Below are 21,598 nucleotides of genomic sequence, written 5' to 3'. Positions count from 1 at the left end.
CCAGCGTCAGGATAAGCACATGAAATTGCGCGCTAAAACAAAACTTAAAGCATCAAGCTAAAAGCTTGATGCTCTAGGCGGGAATGATCCGGGCGAAGCGCGCCGTGCCGGCGGGCGGCGCGCTGGGCTGGGTTTGCGCCGGCGCCGAGGCTTGCCCGGCCTGCAGGCGCAGCGCGCTCTGCGCGTCCCCGCCCAGCATCGCCTGCATGCAGGTCACGCAGAGTTCGGTTTTCGCATCCGCCAGCGCATAGAAAATCTGCGTGCCCTGGCGCCGGGTGCGCACCAGCTCCTTGCGGCGCAGCTCCGCCAGCTGCTGGCTCAAGGCCGGCTGGCCGATGGCGGTGGCGGCGTCGATCTCGCTGACCGTGCGCTCGCCCTCCAGCAGCAGCGACAGGATCATCAGACGCTGCGGCTGCGCATAAACCTTCAGCAGATCAGCCGCCGCCTCAGCCCGGGCGCGGTCCTGATGCAACGGGCTCATCCTCTCACCTTATGGCAGAACCAGTCCGGCCCGGCCTCGATGCCGGCGAGCGAGGCGGCGGGCGGGGCCAGCAGCGCCTCGCCGGGGCGCCAGCCTTCCGGCGCCATCGCCTTGTCGTCATGCGTCGCCTGCAGCGCGGCGAGCAGGCGCAGCGTCTCCTCCACCGAACGGCCGACATTATGCGGATACCAGGTCATCGCCCGGATGATGCCGTTCGGGTCGATGAAATAGCTGGCGCGCACGCTGGCGCTGTCCGGCGTGGTCTCGTCCAGCATGCCATAGGCGCGGCCGACCGCCATGCTCGGATCCTCGACCAGCGGGAAGGGCACGGTGACGCCAAACGCCTCCTGGATCGCCCGCAACCAGGCCAGGTGGGAGAACAAACTATCCACCGAAAGCCCGAGCAGGGCGCAGTTCATCGCCGCGAAGCGGTCGGCGGCCTTGGCCAACCCCACGAATTCGGTGGTGCAGACCGGGGTGAAATCCGCCGGATGCGAGAAGAACAGCAGCCAGCGTTTGCGAAAGCCGGAAAGCCTGACCTCGCCCTGGGTGGTGCGGGCGACGAAATCCGGGGCGGGATCGCCGAGCCGCAACGGGCGGGGGGCGGCTTGCAGGGGGGTATCATTCATCGATCATCAGCCTCATCCTGCCAGATTGCCGCAAGTTTCACTTGACACAAGGTCAGTTTCATATTTACGTATTTAACGTAAATTATAATTAAAGGCAACCTAGATGTCAGACCCTGCCTTCGATCGCGCCTGCGCCTTGATCGCCGCCCACCCGGCCGGATCGGTGCCGGTGAAGGCGTTTTTCGACGAGCCGACCTTCACGGTGAGCTATGTGGTGCATGACCCGGCGACCCGGCGTGCCGCGATCATCGACAGCGTGCTGGATTACGACCCCGCCGCTGGGCGCACCTCCTTTGCCTCGGCGGACGCCATCATCGCCTATGTCCAGGCGGAAGGGCTCAGCGTCGAATGGCTGCTGGAAACCCATGCCCATGCGGATCATCTCTCCGCCGCGCCCTATCTGCAGGGCAAGCTCGGCGGCAAGCTCGCCATCGGCGCCGAGATCGTCGCGGTGCAGACTATTTTCGGCAAGTTATTCAATGCCGGCACGGAATTTCAGCGCGACGGCTCGGATTTCGACCAGCTGTTCAAGGATGGCGACAGCTTCAGGATCGGCGGGCTGGAGGCGATGGTGCTGCATGTGCCCGGCCACACCCCGGCGGATCTGGCCTATGTGATCGGCGATGCGATCTTCTGCGGCGATACCTTGTTCATGCCCGATTACGGCACCGCTCGCGCCGATTTCCCCGGTGGCGATGCGCGCCAGCTTTTCCGCTCCATCCGCCGGCTGCTGGCGCTGCCCGAGCGGACCCGTGTGTTCCTCTGCCATGACTACAAGGCGCCGGGGCGCGAGACCTATGCCTGGGAGACCAGCGTGGGTGCCGAGCGGGTCGGTAACATCCATGTGCGCGACGGGATTTCCGAGGATGAGTTCGTGAAAATGCGCGAGGCGCGGGACGCGACGCTGGCGATGCCGCGGCTGATCCTGCCCTCGGTGCAGGTGAATATGCGTGGCGGGCATCTGCCGCCGCCGGAAGAGAACGGCGTACGCTATCTCAAAATCCCGCTGGATTCCGTCTGATGCCGCAGGTCTGGCTGTTTGGCCTGCTGGGCGGGCTGATGATTGGCGGCGCGGCTGCGTTGATGCTGCTGGGGCTGGGGCGGATCGCCGGGGTGAGCGGGCTGAGCGCCCGCGCGGTGGGGCTGGCCGAGGCCGGCGCGCCCGCCGGGGTGGCCTGGGCCTTCATCCTCGGCCTGCCGCTGGGGGCGTTGGCGCTGAGCGCGGTGTTCGGGGCGCCGGTCTTGCGCTTTCCCTCCGCCGGGGCGCTGCTGGTGGCCGGGCTGGTGGTCGGGTTCGGCACCAGGCTGGGCTCGGGCTGCACCAGCGGGCATGGGGTGTGCGGCATGTCGCGCCTCTCCCCGCGCTCCATCGCCGCGACATTTTGTTTCATGGGCAGCGGTATTGTCACCGTGGCGGTCATGCGTCTGGTGGGGTTGTCATGAGGCAGATCTCTCTCGCGCTGTTCGCCGGGCTGCTGTTCGGCGCCGGGCTGGCGCTCTCTGGCATGTGCGATCCGGCCAAGGTGCGCGGCTTTCTGGATATTTTCGGCGCCTGGAACCCGACGCTGGCCTTCGTGATGGGCGGCGCCTTGCTGCCGATGGCGCTGGCCTGGCGGGTGCAGCGCAGACTGCGCGCGCCGCTGGCGGCGGCCTCGTTCAGCCTGCCCGGCACTTCCGGGCTGGATGCGAAGCTGCTGGGCGGTGCGGCCTTGTTCGGCATTGGCTGGGGCATTGCCGGGCTCTGCCCCGGGCCTGGCCTGGCGGACCTCGCTTTCGCCCCGGCGCGGGCTGGCCTGTTCGTGCTGGCGATGGTCGCCGGCATGGGAATTTTTAAACTGACCATAAGCCGGCAGGCCAACATGCCGGGCAGCAAGGGGCGTTGAGACGATGGAGATCAGGCCGGTTACAGCGGATTTTTCCGTAACCCCGCAGCTGCAGCCGCAAGAGCTGCAAGCGGTGGCGGATCAGGGCTTCAAAACCGTCATCTGCACCCGCCCGGATGGCGAGGATGCCAACCAGCCCAGCGCCGCCGAGATCGAGGCGGCCTGCGCCAAGGCCGGGCTCGGCTTTGCGTTTGTGCCGGTGGCCTCGCGCGCGGTCGGTGCCGAGGATGTCGGCAAGATGGCGCGGGCCCTGGCCAGCCTGCCCGGGCCGGTGCTGGGCTATTGCCGCTCCGGCGCACGGGCGGAGACGCTGTATCTCGCCGTGTCCCGGCAGCAGGCCACCCCCAGCCCGTGCAGCGCCAAGATTTATGATGTCGTCATCGTCGGCGGCGGCTCCGGCGGCATCGCCACCGCCGCCAGCCTGCTGAAACGCAAAAGCGGCCTCTCCATCGCCGTCATCGAGCCGATGGATGTGCATTATTACCAGCCGGGCTGGACGCTGGTGGGGGCAGGGGTGTTCCAGCCCCAGGCCACCTGCCGGCCGATGGCGCAGGTGATGCCCAAAGGCGTGCAATGGCTGCGCGCCAGCGTCTCCGGCTTCGCGCCGGAGGAGAACCGGGTGATCCTCGGCGATGGCGGCGATGTCGCCTATCGCGCGCTGGTGGTCGCCCCGGGGCTGCGCCTGGCCTGGGAGCAGATCCCCGGCTTGCAGGAGGCGCTGGGCTGCAACGGTGTCACCTCGAATTACCGGTTCGACCTCGCGCCTTACACCAACCGGCTCTCCGCCGAGCTGACATCCGGCCGGGCTTTGTTCACCCAGCCGCCAATGCCGATCAAATGCGCCGGGGCGCCGCAGAAGGCGATGTATCTGAGCTGCGACCGCTGGCTGAAGGCCGGGCATCTCTCCGGCATCCAGGTGGAATTCCACAATGCCGGGGGGGTGCTGTTCGGCGTGCCCGCCTATGTGCCGGCGCTGATGAGCTATGTGCAGCGCTACGGCATCGAATTGAATTTCGAAAGCAGGCTGGTGGCGGTGGATGGGCGCGCGCGCCTCGCCCGGTTCGAGCGCAAGACGCCGGACGGGGTGGAGACCATCGAGCGTGAGTTCGACATGCTGCACGCCGTCCCCCCGCAAGTGGCGCCGGATTGCGTGCGCAGCAGCAAGCTGGCGGGGCCGAGCGGCTTCGTCGCGGTGAATGAGACAACGTTGCAGCATCCGGACTTTCCCAACGTGTTCGCGCTGGGTGATGGCTGCGCCGCGCCGAATGCCAAAACCGCCGCGGCGGTGCGCCAGCAGGCGCCGGTGGTGGCGGTGAACGTGCTGGCGCAACTCGCCGGCAAGGAGATGGCGGGCGCCTATCTCGGCTATGGCAGCTGCCCGCTGACGGTGGAGCGCGGGCGCATCGTGCTGGCGGAGTTCAGCTATGGCGGCAAGGTAACGCCGACCTTCCCGCGCTGGGTGGTGGACGGCACCAGGCCCACCCGCGCCGCCTGGTTCCTGAAGGACCGCATTTTGCCGACGCTGTACTGGCACGACATGCTGAAGGGAAGGGAATGGCTGGCGGCCCCCAAGCCGCTCAGCGCCGTGCAGAACTGAGGGGGCGGGGCGATGTCACTCGATATGCTGCAATATGCGTTGGGGGCGGGCAGTGGCGGCGTGGTCGGCTTCACGCTCGGGCTGGTCGGCGGCGGCGGCTCGATTCTGGCGGTGCCGCTGATGGTCTATCTGGTCGGGGTGCCGAACGCGCATGTGGCGATCGGCACCAGCGCCCTGGCGGTGGCGGCGAATGCGCTCACCGGCCTGGCCAACCATGCCCGCGCCCAGACGGTGAAATGGCGTTGCGGCGGTATGTATGCGGTGGCGGGGATCGCCGGGGCGTTTGCTGGCTCCTCGCTGGGCAAGGCGATCGATGGGCAGAAGCTGCTCTTCCTGTTCGCGCTGCTGATGGTTCTGATCGGCATCGTGATGCTGCGCGGCCGCCACGACCAGGGCATTCCCGGCGCGCAATGCAACCGCGAGAACGCGCCGAAGGTTCTGGGCTTTGGCCTGGGCACAGGCGTGTTTTCAGGGTTTTTCGGTATTGGCGGCGGGTTTCTCATCGTCCCCGGGCTGGTTGCCTCCACCCATATGCCGATGCTCAATGCCGTCGGCACCTCGCTGGTGGCGGTGGCGGCGTTCGGGCTGACCACGGCGGTGAATTACGCCGCCTCCGGCATGGTGGATTGGGGGCTGGCGGTGATCTTCATCCTCGGCGGCATCATCGGCGGCTTTGCCGGGGCGAAGGCGGCCCGGCGGCTTGCCGGCAATCGCGGCCAGCTCACCAGCGTCTTCGCCGGGCTGATCTTCGTCGTCGCCGCCTATATGCTCTGGCGCAGCGGCGCCACGCTGCTGAAGATGGTCTGAGGCTGGCCGCTTCCCCTGGCCGGGGCTCCACGGGTAAACAGCCTTATGCAAGACGCTTATGAGACGATGATCCGTTCCATCGCCGCGGAGCTGGCGCGCGGGCTGGCGCCGTTCAGCGCGGATGAGGATTTCACCGAGCACGTCACCCGCGCGGTGGAGGCGCATTTGCGGACCCATCCCCCCGACGCGGCGATGATCGCCTTCGCCCAGGCCCATGACCAGCACGGCCGCGCCGGCGCGGCGGCCATCGCCGCGGCGATCGAGATCGGGATTTTAACGACGATCTGAGGGCGGCCGCGCCTGACGCGCGGCGCCTTGCGATGCAAAAGGCCATGGGGAATAGTTAAGCCATGTCCTCTTTTGCGCCGTTGGACGCGTTCATCGCCCGGCATCCGCGTCTGTTCATCATCACCGGGGCGGGCTGCAGCACGAATTCCGGCATCCCGGATTACCGGGACCGCGATGGGCGGTGGAAGCGCCCGCCGCCGGTCACCTACCAGGCCTTCATGGGCAGCGCGCTGGTGCGCCAGCGTTACTGGGCCCGCAGCCTGATCGGCTGGCGCAGCTTCGGCCAGGCCTTGCCCAACGAGGCGCATCGCGCCTTGGCCCGGCTGGAGGCGCAGGGCAGGGTGGCGCAGCTCGTCACCCAGAATGTCGACCGGCTGCACCAGGCCGCCGGCAGCCGCAATGTGATCGATCTGCACGGGCGGCTGGACCGGGTGCGCTGCATGGGCTGCGCGCGGCTCTGGAAACGCGCCGCGCTGCAAAGCGAGCTGGAGCGGCTGAACCCGGCCTGGGCGCGGCTGGACGCCGCCCAGGCCCCGGATGGTGATGCCGCGCTGGAAGGCGCGCCCTTTGCCAGCTTCCTTGTGCCGCCCTGCCCGGACTGCGGCGGCATCCTGAAGCCGGATGTGGTGTTTTACGGCGAAACCGTGCCGGCGAACCGGGTGCAGGCGGCACTCACCCATCTCGCCCAGGCGGATGCGATGCTGATTATCGGCTCCACCCTCATGGTCTATTCCGGCTTTCGCTTCGCCCTGGCGGCATCGCGGGCGGGCAAGCCGATCGCCGCGGTGAATCTCGGCCACACAAGGGCGGATGCGCTGCTCGCCTTCAAGCTGGACGCGCCGTGCGAGCAGGCACTGGCCGCATTGCAGCCGCCGCCGCGCCTGTCCGTAGCCTGAGCGTAAAGATTATTGACAGGGACGCTGACGCCCGACTAATTAAACCAAAGTGATTTAATTAGTCGAGGACCCAAGCCCCACCCCTGCTTTTTTGCCGGCCTTGTCATCCAAACAAATAACATCGCTCTCTTGGAGGAGACTTTCATGCGTTTGAAGATCACCGCTGCCCTCTCGGCGGCGCTGCTGGCCGCTTCCGGCACCAGCGCGCTGGCGACCACCATCACCGTCGCCACCGTCAATAATAACGACATGGTGGTGATGCAGAAACTCAGCAAAGTCTGGGAGAAAGAGACCGGCAACCATGTGAAATGGGTGGTGCTGGAAGAGAATGTGCTGCGCCAGCGCGTGACCACGGACATCGCCACCCATGGCGGCCAGTTCGATGTCGTCACCATCGGCGCCTATGAGACCCCGATCTGGGCCAAGCGCGGCTGGCTGGACAAGCTGAATGATTTCCCGGCCTCGTATGATTATAACGACCTGCTGGCCCCGGTGCGCAGCGCGCTCACCGTGAATGGCAACATGTATGCGGTGCCGTTCTATTCCGAGGCCTCCTTCACCATGTACCGCAAGGATCTGTTCGAGAAGGCCGGGCTAACCATGCCGGACCAGCCGACCTACGCGCAGATCGAGCAGTTCGCGGACAAGCTCACCGATAAATCCAAGCAGCAATACGGCATCTGCCTGCGCGGCAAGCCGGGCTGGGGTGAGAACATGGCCTTCCTCGGCACGCTGGTGAACAGCAATGGCGGCCGCTGGTTCGATATGGACTGGAAACCCCAGCTCACCACCAAGCCCTGGGAAGACGCGATCAATTATTACGTGAAGTTGATGCAGAAGGATGGCCCTCCGGGTGCCGCCTCCGATGGCTTCAACGAGGTGGAGGCGCTGTTCGCCACCGGCCATTGCGCCATCTGGGTGGATAGCACGGTTGCCGCCGGTATGCTGGAGGATCCGAAGCAGTCGCAGGTCGCCGGCAAGGTCGGTTTCGCCAAGGCGCCGATCGCGGTGACGGATAAGGGCGCCTCCTGGCAGTGGATCTGGTCGCTCGCCGTGCCCAGCTCCTCGAAGAAGGAGAAGGTGGCGAAGGAATTCATCGCCTGGGCGACCTCCAAGCAATATATCGATCTGGTCGGCAAGACCGATGGCTGGGTGCTGGCCCCGCCGGGCACGCGCATGTCCACCTACCAGAACCCGGATTACCTGGCCGCGGCGCCCTTCGCCAAGCAGGTTCTGGCGGCGGTGCAGAGTGTTGACCCGCAGCACCCGACGCTGCTGCCGGTGCCCTATACCGGCATCCAGTTCGTCACCATCCCGCCCTTCCAGCAGATCGGCACCACGGTCGGCCAGGATATCGCCGGGGCGCTGAGTGGCGGCACCAGCGTGCAGGCGGCGCTGCAATCCGCGCAGGATAGCACCACCAGCGCCATGCAGCAGGCCGGCTATCTGAAGTAAAAGCCAATGCGGGCGGCCGCGCGCCGCCCGCCTCGCAAGGGAAACCCCAGACATGGCCAACGCAAAACCCAAAATGCAGCATCGCGCCAAGCTGATGCGCACCTGGCCGCTGCTCACCCCCGCGGTGGGCGTGCTGCTGCTCTGGGCGCTGGTGCCGCTGGCGATGACGCTGTGGTTCTCCTTCCAGCGCTATAATCTCGTCGACCCGACGATCAGCGGCTTCGCCGGCTGGAGCAATTACAAATTCCTGGTCGAAAGCCCGGCCTTTCTCGCCTCCATCCTGAATGAGCTGGTGATGGTCGCCGCCGTGCTGGTGATCACGCTGGTGCTGGGGGTCGCTTTCGCGGTGCTTTATGACCAGGAATTTCCCGGCCGCGCCATCGCCCGGCTGCTGGTCATCGGGCCGTTTTTCGTGATGCCGACTGTCGCCGCGCTGATCTGGAAAAATCTGCTGATGGACCCGGTGAACGGCGTCTTCGCCTATATCGCCCGCAGCCTGGGCTTCACCCCGCTGGACTGGTTCACCCATGCGCCGATGGCCGGCGAGGTGATGATCGTCTCCTGGGAATGGGTGCCGTTCGCGACGCTGATCCTGCTCACCGCCATGCAGTCGCTGGATCGCCAGCAGATCGAGGCGGCGAAGATGGATGGGGCGCGCGGCCCGCAGATTCTGCGCTACGTGATCCTGCCGCATCTCTCCCGGCCGATCACCATCGTGATGATGATGGAGACGATCTATCTGCTGGCGGTGTTCGCGGAAATCTTCGTCACCACCTCCGGCGGGCCGGGCCATGCCACCACCACGCTCACCTACCTGATCTATCAGAAAGCGCTGGTGGCGTTCGATGTCGGTGGCGCCTCGGCGGGCGGTGTCATCGCCGTCATCCTCGCCAATATCGTCGCGCTGTTCCTCATCCGCAGCGTCGCCCGCAATGTCGATCTGTAAGGAAAGCCAGAGATGAAAGCTTCACCTTTGCAAAAACTGATCGTCTTCGTGCTGGGCTGGGGGGCGGCGTTGCTGATGTTCTTCCCCGTCGCCTGGATGGTGCTGACCGGGTTCAAGAGCGAGATCGACGCGGTGCATTCCCCGCCGCTGCTGATCTTCCACCCGATCCTCTCCAATTTCACCCATGTCATTCACGAGGGCGATTATCTCGGCGCGCTCGGCAATTCCGTCGGCATCGCGCTGGGGGCGACCGTGCTGGGGCTGTTGATCGCGATGCCCGGCGCCTACGCGATGGCGTTCTTTCCCAATCGCTGGACCAAGGATCTGCTGCTCTGGATGCTCTCCACCAAGATGATGCCGGCGGTGGGGGTGCTGATGCCGATCTATCTGATCTGCCAGAAAAGCGGGCTGCTCGACACACTCACCGGGCTGGTGCTGGTGATGATGCTCTCCAACCTGCCGATCATCGTTTGGATGCTCTATACATTCTTCAAGGAAATTCCAGGCGATATCATCGAGGCTTCGCGCATGGACGGGGCCGGGCCGCTGGCGCAATTGCGCATCGTGCTGCTGCCGCTGGCCGGGCCCGGCATCGCCTCCACCGCCTTGCTCTCGATCATCCTGACCTGGAACGAGGCCTTCTGGAGCCTCAACCTCACCTCCTCCAACGCCGCCCCGCTCACCGCCTTCATCGCCACCTTCTCCGCCCCCGAGGGGCTGTTCTGGGCGAAGCTCTCGGCGGCCTCGACGCTGGCGGTGGCGCCGATTCTGATCTTCGGCTGGCTCACCCAGCGCCAGCTCGTCCGCGGCCTGACCTTCGGCGCGGTGAAATAGGATGTTCTGCTGATGTGCACGCTCGAACTTAAAAATCTTCGCAAAGCCTACGGCAATGTCGAGGTCATCAAAGGTGTTGACCTCACCATCAATGACCGCGAATTCGTCGTCTTTGTCGGCCCCTCGGGCTGCGGCAAATCCACGCTCTTGCGGATGATCGCGGGGCTGGAGGAGATCAGCGGCGGCGAGCTGCTGATCGACGGGGTGCGGGTGAACCAGGTGCCGCCGGACAAGCGCGGCCTCGCCATGGTATTCCAGAGCTACGCGCTCTATCCGCATATGAATGTCGCGGACAATATGGCCTTCGCGCTGCGCCTGGCCGGGGTGCCGAAAGCCGAGCGCGATGCGCGCGTCGCGGTGGCGGCGAAAACCTTGCAGCTGGATGCGCTGCTGGATCGCAAGCCCGCCAATCTCTCCGGCGGCCAGCGCCAGCGTGTCGCCATCGGCCGCGCCATCGTGCGCCAGCCGAAAGCCTTTCTGTTCGATGAGCCGCTCTCTAACCTGGATGCGGCGCTGCGGGTGCAGACCCGCATCGAGATCGCCAAGCTGCATAACGATCTCAAGAGCACGATGATCTATGTCACCCACGACCAGATCGAGGCGATGACGCTGGCGGATCGCATCGTGGTGTTCAATGCCGGACGGATCGAGCAGGTCGGCACGCCGCTGGAGCTGTATCACAACCCGGCCAATCTTTTCGTCGCCGGCTTCATCGGCTCGCCGAAGATGAACTTGATCGGCGCTGAGGTGGTGCAGACGGATGGCTCTGCCAGCATGTTGAAGCTGGAAGGCGGTTCGGGCTTCGCGGTGCCGGCGCGCCTGGCGCCGGGGGCGAAGGTGACGCTGGGGCTGCGGCCGGAGCATATCGAGCTGGCGCCGGAAGGCGGGCTGGCGGGCAAGGTGGAGGTGGTGGAGCATCTCGGCAATGAGACCATCGCTTATGCCGATATCGGCGCCGCGCAGCCTTTGACGGTAAAACTCTCCTCAGATGCGCCGGTGCGGCTTGGCGAGACGCTGCATTTCGCGCTACGCGGCCACGCCGCATCGCTGTTCGATGAACAAGGTCAAGCCATCGCCCTTCCGGGCACCTGAAAGACACCCCCATGTCCCATCCTTCTGTCATTCTGCATCTCGGTCTGGGCTCGTTCCACCGGGCGCATCAGGCCGTCTATCTCCAGGCGCTGCACGATCTCGGCGATGAAAGCTGGGTGCTGGCCGGGGCCAATATCCGCGCCGACATGCAGGCGGTGGAAGCCGCGCTGATCGCGCAGAACGGCGTCTATCATGTCGAGACCGTGACCCCGGCGGGCGTGCGCGCCTACCAGGAAATCCGATCCATCCGCCATGTCATCCCGTGGGAGGAGGGGCTGGCCGGCCTCATCGCCTATGGCGCCCGGCCGGAGGTGAAGATCATCTCCTTCACCGTCACCGAGGCCGGCTATTATCTCACCCCGCAGCACAAGCTGGATCTGAATTTCGCCGATCTGGTCAGCGATCTTGAGCAGGGGACGATGCTGACCATCTATGGCGCGCTGGCCGCCATCCTGCATGCGCGCATGCGCGCCGATGCGGGCAAGGTGACGCTGCTCTCCTGCGATAATCTGCGCAGCAATGGCGAGCGCTTTCATGAAGGCTTCGCGGAATTCCTCTACCGGCGCGGCGATGAGCAGCTGCTCTCCTGGCTGAAGACCCACACCACCACCCCGGCCTGCATGGTGGACCGCATCACCCCGCGCCCGCTGCCGGATGTCGCCGAGCGCGTGCGCGCCGCCTGTGGCGGGAATGACCAATGCCCGGTGATGGGTGAGGATTTCATCCAATGGGTGATCGAGGATGATTTCGCCGCCGGCCGCCCGGCCTGGGAAAAGGTCGGCGCGGAGCTGGTGGCTTCGGTGCAGCCTTATGAGGAGGCAAAAATCCGCCTGCTCAATGCCCAGCATTCCACCATCGCCTGGGCCGGCACGCTGGCGGGCTATCTGTTCATCCATGAAGGCACGCTGGATCAGGATGTGCGCGGCTTCGCCTATGATTACGTCACCAACGACGTGTTGCCGGTGCTGGAGCCGAGCCCGATCAACCTCGCCGCCTATCGCGACAAGGTGCTGGAGCGCTTCTCCAACGCCTATATCCGCGACACCAACCAGCGCGTCGCCGCCGATGGCTATTCGAAAATCCCCGGCTGGGTGACGCCGACCATCCGCCAGCGCTTCGCCGCCGCGGCGGGGATCGAGAGTGTGGCGATGATCCCGGCTTTGTTCTTCCTGTTCCTGCAGGATTGGGCGGCGGGCAAGCTGCCCTTTGAATATCAGGACCAGGCGATGGATGAGGCCAGCGTGCGCGCCATGCTGGAAGGGCCGTTGCCGCTGCTGGCCTTCTGCCGCGACATTGTGCTGTTCGGCGATCTGGCCGGGGATGCGCGGCTGGAAGCCGCTATTGGCCGCGCGTATGAGCGCGCCGTTGCCTGGCGCGCCAGCCGGTAATGTATCTCGGGCTGGATCTCGGCACCTCGGCGCTGAAGGCGCTGCTGCTGGCGCCGGATCATCGCGTGCTGACGCAGGCGGAGCGGGGCTTGAGAATCTCCACCCCGCGCCCGCTCTGGTCCGAGCAGGACCCGGCGGACTGGGAGGCGGCGTTGCTCTCGGCGCTGGACGAGCTGGCCGAACGCGAACCGGCGGCGATGCGCGCGGTACGCGGCATCGGCCTCTCCGGCCAGATGCATGGCGCGGTGGCGCTGGATGCCGCACACCGCCCGCTGCGCCCGGCGATCCTGTGGAATGATGGCCGCAGCTTCGCTGAATGCGCGGCGCTGGACGAAGCCTGCCCGCAGGCCTCCGCACTCACCGGCAACCGCGCCATGCCCGGCTTCACTGCGCCGAAACTGCTCTGGATGGCGCGGCACGAGCCGGATCTGTTCGCGCGCATCGCGCTGGTGCTGCTGCCTAAGGATTATCTGCGGCTCTGCCTGACCGGGGCGGCGATTTCGGACATGTCCGACGCGTCCGGCACGTTCTGGCTGGATGTGGGCCGGCGGGACTGGTCGGACGAGCTGCTGGCCGCTTCGGGGATGCGCCGCAAGCAGATGCCAGGCCTGGCTGAGGGCAGCGATGTCGCCGGCCGGCTGCGGCCTGATCTCGCGGCGCGCTGGGGCATGGGGGCGGATGTGCTGGTGGCCGGCGGGGCGGGCGATAATGCCGCGAGTGCTGTTGGCATGGGCATTGTGCGGCCGGGGCAGGGGTTTCTCTCGCTCGGCACTTCGGGGGTGATTTTCCGCGCCACCGACGGGTTCGCGCCGAATGCGGCGTCCTGCATCCATGCTTTCTGCCATGCGCTGCCGGGGCGCTGGCACCAGATGTCGGTGATGCTCTCTGCCGCCGCCAGCTTGCGCTGGGTGACGCGCCTGACCGGACAGCCGAACGAGGCCGCGCTGCTGGCCGAAATCGCAGCGCTGCGACCGCAGGATCGCGAGGCTGTACCTTTATTTCTGCCGTATCTGACCGGCGAGCGGACCCCGCATAATAGCGCTACGGCGCGCGGCGCTTTCCTCGGGCTGGGGCAGGATCACGGCGCCGCCGCGCTGGGTTACGCGGTGCTGGAGGGGGTGGCGTTCGGGCTGCGGGACGGGTTGCTGGCGCTGGGCGAGGGCGCCGGGGCGCAGGGGCTGCTGCTGGTCGGCGGTGGCAGCCGCAGCGGGCTCTGGAACCAGATGCTGGCCGATATTTTGGGCGTGCCCTTGCAGCTGGCCGAGGGCGGCGCGGCGGCGGGGGCGCTGGGGGCGGCGCGTCTGGCCTGGCTGGCCGATGGCGGCGAGGAGGCGGAAGTCTGCCGCGCGCCGGCCGTGCGCGAGGTTTTCAGCCCCCAGGCCGGGTTGAATAAGGCCCGCTATCAGCGCTTTCGCGCTGCCTTCGCGGCATCGGGGCTGTGATGGCCGCCGCCTCCCGCCAAGGCAGCAATGCCATGCAGATCCGGCATTACAACGAGCGGGTGGTGCTGGAGGCGATCCGCCGGCTCGGCCAGGCCTCGAAGGCCGAGATCGCGCGTGGCGCCAACCTCACCCCGCAGGCGGTGGCGGGGATTGTCGATGCGCTGCACAAGGCTGGCTATCTGGTGCAGGCGGGCAAGCGCACCGGGCAGATCGGCCAGCCCTCGGTGCTGTATGAGGCCAATCCCGAGCGGGCCTTTTCCATCGGGCTGCATGTCGGGCGGCGGGCGATCCAGGCGGTGCTGGTGGATCTCTCCGGCAAGGTGCTGCGCCAGGTCGAGCATGAATATCCTTACCCCGCGCCGGAGACCGTCCCCAACCTGGCGCTGGAGGCCATCGCCACGCTGGAAGCCTCCCTCGCCCCGCGCCAGCGCGCCCGGCTGCTGGGGGTGGGCGTCACCATGCCCTATTTCCTGGATAACTGGCAGGAGGAGCTGGGCTTCCCCGCCGCGCTGGCGCAAGGCTGGCGGGATTTCAACTTCCCCCGTTTCCTGATGGCGCAGACAAGGCGCGAGGTGTTTTTCGAGAATGACGCCTCCGCCGCCGCCACCGCCCAGCTGGTGCGCGGCCAGGGGATGGCGGAGCGCAATTTCATCTATCTCTATCTCGGCACCATCATCGGCGGCGGGCTGGTGCTGGGCGGCAATCTGGAAACCGGGCCGAATGGCAATGCCGCCGCCTTCAACACCTTCCCCGTCTCCGCCTCCACCCTGCCGGGGGCAGTTCCACCCGCCGGGCCGTTCGAACTGCTGCAGCATCGCGCCTCGATCTATGTGCTGCTGCGGCATTTGCGGGCAAACGGGGTGGCGATCGACCGGATCGGCGATCTCGCCGGTCTGGGCGAGGCGGCGCAGCCCTGGCTGGGGCAGTGGGAGGATGATTGCGCGGCGGCGCTGGCGCAGGCGATCATCGGCGCGCTCTCGGTGGTGGATGTCGAGGCGATTGTGATTGATGGGATTTTGCCGCCGGCGCCGCTGGCGAGGATCGTGGCGCTGGTGGGCGCGGCGCTGGCGCGGCTGGTGCCGAGCGGGTTGATGATGCCGGTGTTGCGCCAGGGCGGGCTGGGGCCGGATGGGCCGGCCATCGGCGCCGCGCTGCTGCCGTTTTATGCCCATTTCGCGCCGAATAATGAGGTTCTGGCGCGCAAATTCAGCGCCGAGGCGAAGCCGCTGCTGGGCTCCGGCCCGGCGGCCGCGTGATGGTAAGGAGAGACGATGTTTCTGGTCTGTGGTGAAGCTTTGTACGATATTTTCCCGCGTGGCGAGGCCGGGGCGGCCTTGCAGATGCAGGCTTATCGCGGCGGCTCACCCTATAATGTGGCGCTCGGGCTGGCGCGGCTGGGGGCGAAGGTGGGGTTTTTCGGCGGCTTCTCCAGCGGGCCGATGGGCCAGAGCCTGCGCGCCGCGCTGGCGGGCGAGGGGGTGGAGATGCGCTTCTCCCCGGACAAGGAGGCGCTGACCACGTTGAGCCTGGTGGAGCTCGATGCGCAGGGCTCGCCGCATTACGCCTTTTATGGCGCCGGCATGGCGGACCGGCTGTTGGAGCCGGCGGATCTGCCGGACCTGCCGGCGCAGGTGCGCGCGCTGCATTTCGGCTCCTTCTCGCTGGTGGTGCAGCCTTGCGGGGCGACGCTGCTGGGCTTTGCCCGCGCCCAGGCGGGGCAGAGGGTGATTTCCTATGATCCGAATGTGCGGCCGACGGTGGAGCCGGATATGGGCGTCTGGCGCGCCAGCCTGGGTGAGTGGCTGCAAGTGGCGGATATGGTGAAGGTGTCGCAGGAGGATCTGGGGCTGCTTTATCCCGGCGAGGATCCGTTGGCGCTGGCGCGCGGCTGGCTGGCGCGGCGCCCGGCTTTGGTGGTGGTGACGCGCAGCGAGCAAGGGGCCGTGGCCTTTACCAAGGCCGGCGAGATGGCGCTGCCGGCGCCGGCGATTAGCATGGTGGATGCGGTGGGGGCGGGGGATGCGTTCCAGGCTGGGCTGCTGGAGGGGCTGGCGGCGGCCGGGCAACTGAGCCGGGACGGGCTGGAAATTTTGCCGGAGGCGGCGCTGCGCCAGGCGATCGTGACCGGGGCGCTGACCTGCCAGCGCGCCGGGGCGGATTTGCCGGGGCGGGCTGAGGTGCTGGCCGCCCTGCAAAAAATTTGAATAAGTTATAAAAGTTTTTGGGGGTGTGGGGGCTTTTTTCAAAAAGTCCCCACAAACGCTGGGGGTTGGCAACATTGTCGTCACCACCCCGAACGTTTTCGCCGCTTTTTTGAAAAAAAGCGGCACCAAAAAACTTTTGAAACTCAGGCCCGCAGCAGCCCCGCCATCGGCGGCGCCTCCAGGCTGCCGGGGAAGATGCGCTCCAGCGCCGCACCTTGCAGCCCGAACTGCGCCGCCAGCGCGCCCTTGGCCAAGGCGCGTATATCCGCCGTCGGCGCCAGATCGCGGTTCTCGAACAGCTGCCCTTGGCCCAGCCCCGGCCAGGTGGCGCGCACCTTGCCGCCCTCCACCCGCCCGCCGATGAGAAACGCCACCGTCGCGGTGCCATGGTCCGTGCCCTTGGTGCCGTTCATCGCGGCGGTGCGGCCGAATTCGGTGGCGACCAGGATCACCGTGCTGCCCCAGGCGGGCCCGAGCGATTGTTTCAGCATGGCGAGCCCGGTATCCAGATTGACCAGCGCCCCCTTCAGCGCATTCACCTGATTGCCATGCGTGTCCCAGCCCTCCAGCTCGAAGGCGGCGATGCGCGGCCCGTCCGGCGCGGCCAGCATCTGCCCGGCCTTCTGCGCCAGCAGCGGAAAGCCATAGACGCGCTTCGCACTCTTCGCCATCGGCGGCTGATCGTCGGACATTTCCATGGCTTCGGCCTGCTGGATGCGGGCATCGAACCGCATCTCCCGCACGCCCTGGGCCAAAGCGGGGCCGAGCACATGGTCCGGGGCGTTCAGCGCCAGGGCCTTCTGCACCAGATCCGGCGGGGCGGCGGCGAGGCCGAGCGGCGCGTAGGCCCCCACGGGGGCGCGGCCTTCCAGCAGCAGCGGCATCGCCAGCCCCACCGCCAGCCCTTTGGCGACCGGGCCTGGCGGGGCCGGCAGCTCCAGCAGCAGCCGGTTCAGCCAGCCGGAGCTGATGGAATTGGTCTCAGTCCCCAGCTGCAGCAGGTCCTGGGCCTCGAAATGGCTGCGGGTGCGGTAGGGCCCGGCGATGGCATGCACCGGCAGCGCCTCCCCGGCCTGGTAGAGCCCGTGCAGATTGGCCAGGGCCGGGTGCAGCCCGTAAAAGCCGCCGAGATCCAGCATGCCGTTCGGCTGGCCGATGGCGGGCGGGACCAGCCCGGCGCGCAAGCCCGCCAGATTGGCATCGCCATAAGGCGGCAGGGCGGCCATGCCGTCCAAGGCGCCGCGCAGCAGCACGACGATGAAGCGCTGCTCCGTCGGCGCGCTGGCCAGGGCCAGGCGGGTCTGCCCGGCAAAGGCGGTGGCGGTGAGGCCGAGCAGGGCGGCGCGGCGGGAGAGGGGGAGATGCGGGATCATCGCCGCAGAAACTCCGGGCTGGTGAAGAGCATGGCCAGAGCCTCGCGCGGGGAGCCGGCCTTGGCCATGGCCTGACCGGTGGCGGGCTTCTGCAAGCCTCCCAGCGCGGTTGCGGCGATGGCCTGCGGGTTGGCCCCGGCGAGCAGCCCGGCATAGGTATAGGCGGCATCCACCCGGCCCAGCATCAGATCCGGGTCTGCCCAGGCGCCGGCATTATCTGGCCAGCCATTCGGCAAGGGGGCGGCCCAGAGCGGCTGGCCGAGCTGGGCCAGCATATAGAGCACCGCGCCCGGCCTTGGCGGCTGCGGCGGCGGGGCGGCGCGCAGCAAGGAGATGGTATAGTCGAACGGGGTTTTTACCTTAGCCAGCTTCGGCGCCTGCAGCCCCAGCCCGATCAGCGTGGCATAGGCGCTGGGCAGATGCCCGCCCGAGCGCGCCAGGGACTGGGTGAGGGCCGCTACAGCCTGGGGCGGGGGATTGTCAGAGATGAAATGGGTGGCGAGGCCGGTGGCGATGCGGTGATAGGCGGTATGATAGGTGGCCAGGAATCGCAGCGCTGCGATGCCGCCTTCCTCGCCTTCCGGGAAGTGCTGCCCCATCACAATTTGCGGCCCGGGCTCATGCGCGTTGGGGCGGAATTTATAGCCGGTCAGCTCATCCCCGCCGCCTTCCGCGGTGGTGGCGACCGACCAGCCGGTGAGCAGCTTGGCCATGCTGGTGACATCCGCCTGGCTGTAGCCCGCCTCCAGCCCGACCGTGTGCAGCTCCATGCATTCGCGGCCGAGATTTTCGTTCAACCCCTTGCCGCTGCGTTGTCCGGCGGGGCTGTTGGGGCCGATGGATTGCTGGTTGTCGAGATAGAGCAGCATCGCCGGATGGCGTTCCACCGCCAGCACCATCTCGGCGAAATGGCCGCTGACATGCGGGCGGATCGCCTCGCGGATGAAGGGGCCGACCAGCGGCGCGGTGTTGCCCTGCAGGATCGAGACGCTGAAATGATTGGCCCAGAACCAGACCAGACGCTCACGGAAGGGCGCATCCGTGGTGGCGGCGAAATCGATCTGCGCCAGCGCGTCATCCAGGTAAAGCTGGTGGCTGCGCGGTTTGAAGGCGGGCTTGGCGGCGGGGGCGGTGCCGGCGGCCTGCGCTGCCAGTTCCTGACGGCGCAGCACCGCATCCTCGCGCAAAACGTCCAAAGCCGCCTGGCCGGTGGGCAGGCTGGCGAAGGCGCCGGCGGCCAGAGCCGGGTCCGGCCCGGTGATCTGCGCGTGCAGCCAGGCCGGCGCATCCGCCGGGGGCGGGGTTTGCGGGCCGCCGCCATAGCCGAAGCGCACCAAGGCGTGCATCGCGAGCTGTTCCATGGGGGGGCGTTATAGCATGGGTGCTGTTTGACATTCTGTTACGAAGGGCAACCGAGATGCCGCACTGCGGCAAATACGAATCGCCAAACCCCATTTTTGACCACGTGTTACGGCTTTTTCATTTACGTAAACGTTACAAAAGATGCGCCGCTGTGAAAGGAAGAATGGAAATTCGCAGCGTCTGATTTTGGCAAAACGAAGCTGCGACGGCCGTTCTGGGTGGACCTCACGGGTGATGATCATCTAAAATCCTTGAGATTTCGTGTTTTGCTTCTTTGAAGCGGAATGTCTCCTGACGCCTAGCAGAGGAGGGCCGCATTTGTTGCTCGATAGATTTGATGAAAATATCACAATACGATCAAAATTGCCGGAGCCGCGACGGCTTCGCCTTGATCGCCTGGACGCGGTGAATCATCGTGCGCGTCTGCCTGATTTCGATCCGATGGCGCTTGAATGCGGCATTTTGCATTTGGGCTGTGGCGCGTTTCATCGCGCGCACCAGGCGCTGGCGACGCAGCGCGCCATTGAGGCGCAAGGGGATGCAGGGCTGGGCTGGGGCATTGCCGCCGCGAGCATGACCCGCGCCACCGTGCCCGAGCAGTTGCGCCCGCAGGATGGGCTCTATACCGCGCTGGAACGCAGCGAGGCCGGCACCAAGGCGGAAATCGTCGGCGTGCTGCGCGATATCGTGCACGCCCCGACCGATCCGTTCGGCCTACCCGCGCGCATCGCGGATCCACGGACGAAAATCGTCACGCTGACGATCACGCCGACCGGCTATCTGCTGGAGCCGAGCAGCGGCCGGCTGATGGACAGCCATAAGGATATTCAGCACGATCTGCTGAAGCCGTTGCGTCCGCGCAGTGCCGTCGGCGCCATCGCCCTTGGTCTGGAGCGGATCTATGCCGAGGGCGGGCGTCCGCCGGTGATCATCAGCTGCGATAATATTTCCGAGAATGGCCGCACCCTGCGCGACGCGGTGGTGAATTTCGCCAGCCTGCGCAGTGGCCGGCTGGCCAACTGGATCGCGCGCAATGTCCGCTTCCCGAACACGATGGTGGACCGGATCGTTCCGACCGCGAGTGCGGCGGACCGTGAGGATGCGCTGAAACTCACCGGCTTTGCGGATGCGGCGCCGGTTTCGATGGAACCGTTCCTGCAATGGGTGATCGAGGATTTCGCCGGGCCGCGTCCGCTCTGGGAAGCGGCGGGGGCGCAGTTTGTCAGCGATGTCGCGCCCTATGAGCTGGCGAAGCTGCGCATGCTCAACGGCGTGCATATGATGCTGGCCTATCTCGGCGGGCTCGCCGGCTACAAGACCATTGCCGATGCGATGGCCGATGCGGCGTTCGCGGCGGCGGCGGCGCAATTCATGCAGGCCGAGCAAGGCGCGACGCTGGCGATGCCGGCAGCGAAGTTGCAAGACTATGCCTCGGTTTTAATGACACGGCTGCGCAACCCCGCGATCCGGCACGATGTTTCACGCATCGGCCGCAATGGCTCGACCAAGATGGCGACCAGGCTGTTCCGCCCGCTGCTGGAAAACCGCGTGGCGGGGCGCCCCGCGCCGCTGACCGTGCTGGCCATCGCCGGCTGGATCAGCTGGTTCACCCAGCGCCAGGGCATGGCACGGGGGCTGGTGATCACCGATCCGCGCAAGGAGGCGCTGCTGGCGCTGGCGGCGCAGGAGAGCGCGCAGCCACAGGCGCAGGCGCGGCTGTTCCTCGGCCAGGAAGATATTTTCGGCGCCGGCGCGGCGGGCGATGAGGCGTTGGTCGATGAGCTGGCCACCGCCTTGCGGGATCTGCGGGTGCTCTCGGTGCGCGAGGCGCTGCGGCTGCGACTGCGTCACGAAAACATCACACATTGATCCACGCATAAAAAACCCGGTCAGATGGCCGGGTTTTTTATGTTAGAGCAATATGTGTTAATCTTGACGCGGCAGCCTCAAGATTAACACATGAAATTGCTCGCCAATATCAAAAACCTAGAGCCTCAAGCTAAAAGCTTGAGGCTCTAGGTTGCGCGGCCTTACGCGGCCTGGCGCAGCTCCTGCAGATGGGTAACGGCATCGTGCAGCGAGGTGACGATGCGATGCGCGACATTGCGCATCTCATCGGTGGCGGGCAGCAGATCCGGGATCATGATCACGCGCATCTTCGCGGCCACCGCGGCGCGCACGCCATTATAGGAATCTTCCAGCGCCAGACAGCGATCCGGCGTCACGCCGAGCAGTGAGGCGGCCTTCAGATACGGGTCCGGATGGGGCTTGCCGCGGGTGACATCGTCGCGCGTGACGATTTGTTGAAAGCGATGCGCGATGCCGGCCAGCTGCAGATGATGGTCGGTGCGCAGCCGTGAGGAGGAGGTGGCGATGGCGCGCTTGATGCCCTGCCGGTCCAGCTCGTCGAGAATTTCAATCACGCCGCTTTTCAGCTGCATTTTTCCGGCATCGACCAGTTCGCGCAGATGCTGTTCCTGGGTCGCGAAATAGCGCTCCAGCGGGAAATCCGCGCCATATTTTTCCGTGACCAAAGCGCGGCATTTATCCGCCGGCGCGCCGATCATCAGATAGCAGAATTCGTCTTTCATGTCGTAGCCCAGCGCCTGACCGGCAGAGACCAGGGCGGCCATGGCGAGGGATTCGGTATCGAGCAGAAGCCCGTCCATATCGAAGATCACGGCCTCGACGGGCGTGGCGAATGTCATTCTTTGTCCTTTCCAAACGATGCACATCTTCAGATGCGATTTGTGCAGAAGCCGTCTGCGGAAATGCCAAATGGCAGCGGCGGGGCGGGGAGAGGAGGGTCCCCGCGCGCCTGTGGCTGTGACGCTGTCCTAGCGTTAGGGATGGCAAAAAGCAAGATTTGGGCCGATTGTCCTGGCCGGTTGGGGGCGGCGCGGCTGGGGCCTTATCCCGGC

Annotated in this window: 21 protein-coding genes; 16 read left to right on the top strand and 5 right to left on the bottom strand. The window is 66.3% G+C overall.

Annotated features, from left to right (window positions below; all coding sequences use genetic code 11):
- Positions 1-73: 73 nt before the first annotated feature.
- On the bottom strand, positions 74-481 hold the full coding sequence (locus T331_RS0112165; protein WP_026440209.1) for an ArsR/SmtB family transcription factor: 408 nt from the start codon (positions 479-481) through the stop codon (positions 74-76).
- Positions 478-1,110 (bottom strand): peroxiredoxin, encoded by a 633-nt coding sequence (locus T331_RS0112160; protein WP_008493720.1) that lies wholly within the window; start codon positions 1,108-1,110, stop codon positions 478-480. Before T331_RS0112160 ends, T331_RS0112165 begins: the two co-directional genes overlap by 4 nt.
- Before the next feature lie 103 nt (positions 1,111-1,213).
- Here T331_RS0112160 and T331_RS0112155 point away from each other — a divergent pair, with 103 nt between their 5' ends.
- From T331_RS0112155 to T331_RS0112085, 15 genes are all read left to right on the top strand, one after another.
- A complete protein-coding gene (locus T331_RS0112155; protein ID WP_026440208.1) occupies positions 1,214-2,131 on the top strand; it encodes an MBL fold metallo-hydrolase in 918 nt (305 codons plus the stop codon).
- Positions 2,131-2,553, top strand: coding sequence for a YeeE/YedE family protein (locus tag T331_RS0112150; protein ID WP_026440207.1), 423 nt, complete (start codon positions 2,131-2,133; stop codon positions 2,551-2,553). The genes T331_RS0112155 and T331_RS0112150 overlap by 1 nt, the downstream gene beginning before the upstream one ends.
- On the top strand, positions 2,550-2,993 hold the full coding sequence (locus tag T331_RS0112145) for a DUF6691 family protein (RefSeq protein WP_026440206.1): 444 nt from the start codon (positions 2,550-2,552) through the stop codon (positions 2,991-2,993). Before T331_RS0112150 ends, T331_RS0112145 begins: the two co-directional genes overlap by 4 nt.
- 4 nt (positions 2,994-2,997) lie before the next feature.
- Positions 2,998-4,590 carry a bifunctional protein tyrosine phosphatase family protein/NAD(P)/FAD-dependent oxidoreductase gene (locus T331_RS0112140; RefSeq protein ID WP_026440205.1) on the top strand — a complete coding sequence of 531 codons (1,593 nt, stop codon included), beginning with the start codon at positions 2,998-3,000 and terminating at the stop codon, positions 4,588-4,590.
- Positions 4,591-4,602: 12 nt separating this feature from the next.
- The gene (locus tag T331_RS0112135) at positions 4,603-5,397 is read left to right on the top strand and encodes a sulfite exporter TauE/SafE family protein (RefSeq protein ID WP_026440204.1); all 795 of its coding nucleotides are present in this window, start codon (positions 4,603-4,605) and stop codon (positions 5,395-5,397) included.
- 45 nt (positions 5,398-5,442) lie between these two features.
- Positions 5,443-5,685, top strand: coding sequence for a hypothetical protein (locus T331_RS0112130; RefSeq protein ID WP_026440203.1), 243 nt, complete (start codon positions 5,443-5,445; stop codon positions 5,683-5,685).
- A 62-nt stretch (positions 5,686-5,747) separates the two neighbouring features.
- Positions 5,748-6,581 (top strand): NAD-dependent protein deacetylase, encoded by an 834-nt coding sequence (locus T331_RS18260; protein WP_035180049.1) that lies wholly within the window; start codon positions 5,748-5,750, stop codon positions 6,579-6,581.
- A gap of 144 nt (positions 6,582-6,725) precedes the next feature.
- Entirely contained in the window at positions 6,726-8,036 is a 1,311-nt protein-coding gene (locus T331_RS0112120) for an ABC transporter substrate-binding protein (RefSeq protein WP_026440202.1), read from the top strand.
- Positions 8,037-8,109: 73 nt separating this feature from the next.
- A complete protein-coding gene (locus tag T331_RS0112115; protein ID WP_244876953.1) occupies positions 8,110-8,982 on the top strand; it encodes a carbohydrate ABC transporter permease in 873 nt (290 codons plus the stop codon).
- Between the two features lie 12 nt (positions 8,983-8,994).
- Positions 8,995-9,816, top strand: a complete 822-nt coding sequence (locus T331_RS0112110) for a carbohydrate ABC transporter permease (RefSeq protein ID WP_008493709.1) — start codon at positions 8,995-8,997, stop codon at positions 9,814-9,816.
- Positions 9,817-9,828: 12 nt separating this feature from the next.
- The gene (locus tag T331_RS0112105; RefSeq protein WP_026440200.1) at positions 9,829-10,908 is read left to right on the top strand and encodes an ABC transporter ATP-binding protein; all 1,080 of its coding nucleotides are present in this window, start codon (positions 9,829-9,831) and stop codon (positions 10,906-10,908) included.
- A gap of 11 nt (positions 10,909-10,919) precedes the next feature.
- Positions 10,920-12,296, top strand: a complete 1,377-nt coding sequence (gene dalD / locus T331_RS0112100) for a D-arabinitol 4-dehydrogenase (RefSeq protein WP_026440199.1) — start codon at positions 10,920-10,922, stop codon at positions 12,294-12,296.
- Complete coding sequence (xylB, locus tag T331_RS0112095; protein ID WP_026440198.1) at positions 12,296-13,738, top strand: xylulokinase; 1,443 nt, start codon at positions 12,296-12,298, stop codon at positions 13,736-13,738. Before dalD ends, xylB begins: the two co-directional genes overlap by 1 nt.
- A complete protein-coding gene (locus tag T331_RS0112090) occupies positions 13,738-14,994 on the top strand; it encodes an ROK family transcriptional regulator (RefSeq protein ID WP_026440197.1) in 1,257 nt (418 codons plus the stop codon). The genes xylB and T331_RS0112090 overlap by 1 nt, the downstream gene beginning before the upstream one ends.
- Before the next feature lie 15 nt (positions 14,995-15,009).
- The gene (locus T331_RS0112085) at positions 15,010-15,942 is read left to right on the top strand and encodes a carbohydrate kinase family protein (protein ID WP_026440196.1); all 933 of its coding nucleotides are present in this window, start codon (positions 15,010-15,012) and stop codon (positions 15,940-15,942) included.
- Positions 15,943-16,085: 143 nt separating this feature from the next.
- Here T331_RS0112085 and T331_RS0112080 read toward each other — a convergent pair whose 3' ends face one another.
- Positions 16,086-17,315, bottom strand: coding sequence for a DUF1501 domain-containing protein (locus T331_RS0112080; RefSeq protein WP_026440195.1), 1,230 nt, complete (start codon positions 17,313-17,315; stop codon positions 16,086-16,088).
- On the bottom strand, positions 17,312-18,676 hold the full coding sequence (locus tag T331_RS0112075; protein WP_026440194.1) for a DUF1800 domain-containing protein: 1,365 nt from the start codon (positions 18,674-18,676) through the stop codon (positions 17,312-17,314). The genes T331_RS0112080 and T331_RS0112075 overlap by 4 nt, the downstream gene beginning before the upstream one ends.
- A 442-nt stretch (positions 18,677-19,118) precedes the next feature.
- Here T331_RS0112075 and T331_RS0112070 point away from each other — a divergent pair, with 442 nt between their 5' ends.
- The gene (locus T331_RS0112070) at positions 19,119-20,546 is read left to right on the top strand and encodes a mannitol dehydrogenase family protein (protein WP_244876952.1); all 1,428 of its coding nucleotides are present in this window, start codon (positions 19,119-19,121) and stop codon (positions 20,544-20,546) included.
- Positions 20,547-20,707: 161 nt separating this feature from the next.
- Here T331_RS0112070 and T331_RS18255 read toward each other — a convergent pair whose 3' ends face one another.
- Positions 20,708-21,385, bottom strand: a complete 678-nt coding sequence (locus tag T331_RS18255; RefSeq protein ID WP_035180047.1) for an HAD family hydrolase — start codon at positions 21,383-21,385, stop codon at positions 20,708-20,710.
- Between the last annotated feature and the right edge of the window lie 213 nt (positions 21,386-21,598).

Origin of the sequence: Acidocella facilis ATCC 35904 (genome assembly GCF_000687875.1) — a bacterium.
GTDB classification, from domain to species: Bacteria; Pseudomonadota; Alphaproteobacteria; order Acetobacterales; family Acetobacteraceae; genus Acidocella; species Acidocella facilis.
The sequence above is the reverse complement of the archived record's forward strand: the minus strand, read 5'-3'. Positions and strand labels throughout refer to the sequence as shown.

Bases quoted from the DNA above. Each gene is read 5' to 3' on its own strand.
- T331_RS0112135 (WP_026440204.1), top strand. From the start codon at position 4,603: ATGTCACTCGATATGCTGCAATATGCGTTGGGGGCGGGCAGTGGCGGC.
- dalD (WP_026440199.1), top strand. From the start codon at position 10,920: ATGTCCCATCCTTCTGTCATTCTGCATCTCGGTCTGGGCTCGTTCCAC.
- T331_RS0112115 (WP_244876953.1), top strand. From the start codon at position 8,110: ATGCAGCATCGCGCCAAGCTGATGCGCACCTGGCCGCTGCTCACCCCC.
- T331_RS0112105 (WP_026440200.1), top strand. From the start codon at position 9,829: ATGTGCACGCTCGAACTTAAAAATCTTCGCAAAGCCTACGGCAATGTC.
- T331_RS0112145 (WP_026440206.1), top strand. From the start codon at position 2,550: ATGAGGCAGATCTCTCTCGCGCTGTTCGCCGGGCTGCTGTTCGGCGCC.
- T331_RS0112120 (WP_026440202.1), top strand. From the start codon at position 6,726: ATGCGTTTGAAGATCACCGCTGCCCTCTCGGCGGCGCTGCTGGCCGCT.
- T331_RS0112110 (WP_008493709.1), top strand. From the start codon at position 8,995: ATGAAAGCTTCACCTTTGCAAAAACTGATCGTCTTCGTGCTGGGCTGG.
- T331_RS0112150 (WP_026440207.1), top strand. From the start codon at position 2,131: ATGCCGCAGGTCTGGCTGTTTGGCCTGCTGGGCGGGCTGATGATTGGC.
- T331_RS0112140 (WP_026440205.1), top strand. From the start codon at position 2,998: ATGGAGATCAGGCCGGTTACAGCGGATTTTTCCGTAACCCCGCAGCTG.
- T331_RS0112160 (WP_008493720.1), bottom strand. From the start codon at position 1,110: ATGAATGATACCCCCCTGCAAGCCGCCCCCCGCCCGTTGCGGCTCGGC.
- T331_RS0112090 (WP_026440197.1), top strand. From the start codon at position 13,738: ATGGCCGCCGCCTCCCGCCAAGGCAGCAATGCCATGCAGATCCGGCAT.
- T331_RS18255 (WP_035180047.1), bottom strand. From the start codon at position 21,385: ATGACATTCGCCACGCCCGTCGAGGCCGTGATCTTCGATATGGACGGG.
- xylB (WP_026440198.1), top strand. From the start codon at position 12,296: ATGTATCTCGGGCTGGATCTCGGCACCTCGGCGCTGAAGGCGCTGCTG.
- T331_RS0112070 (WP_244876952.1), top strand. From the start codon at position 19,119: ATGGCGCTTGAATGCGGCATTTTGCATTTGGGCTGTGGCGCGTTTCAT.
- T331_RS18260 (WP_035180049.1), top strand. From the start codon at position 5,748: ATGTCCTCTTTTGCGCCGTTGGACGCGTTCATCGCCCGGCATCCGCGT.
- T331_RS0112155 (WP_026440208.1), top strand. From the start codon at position 1,214: ATGTCAGACCCTGCCTTCGATCGCGCCTGCGCCTTGATCGCCGCCCAC.
- T331_RS0112080 (WP_026440195.1), bottom strand. From the start codon at position 17,315: ATGATCCCGCATCTCCCCCTCTCCCGCCGCGCCGCCCTGCTCGGCCTC.
- T331_RS0112165 (WP_026440209.1), bottom strand. From the start codon at position 481: ATGAGCCCGTTGCATCAGGACCGCGCCCGGGCTGAGGCGGCGGCTGAT.
- T331_RS0112075 (WP_026440194.1), bottom strand. From the start codon at position 18,676: ATGGAACAGCTCGCGATGCACGCCTTGGTGCGCTTCGGCTATGGCGGC.
- T331_RS0112085 (WP_026440196.1), top strand. From the start codon at position 15,010: ATGTTTCTGGTCTGTGGTGAAGCTTTGTACGATATTTTCCCGCGTGGC.
- T331_RS0112130 (WP_026440203.1), top strand. From the start codon at position 5,443: ATGCAAGACGCTTATGAGACGATGATCCGTTCCATCGCCGCGGAGCTG.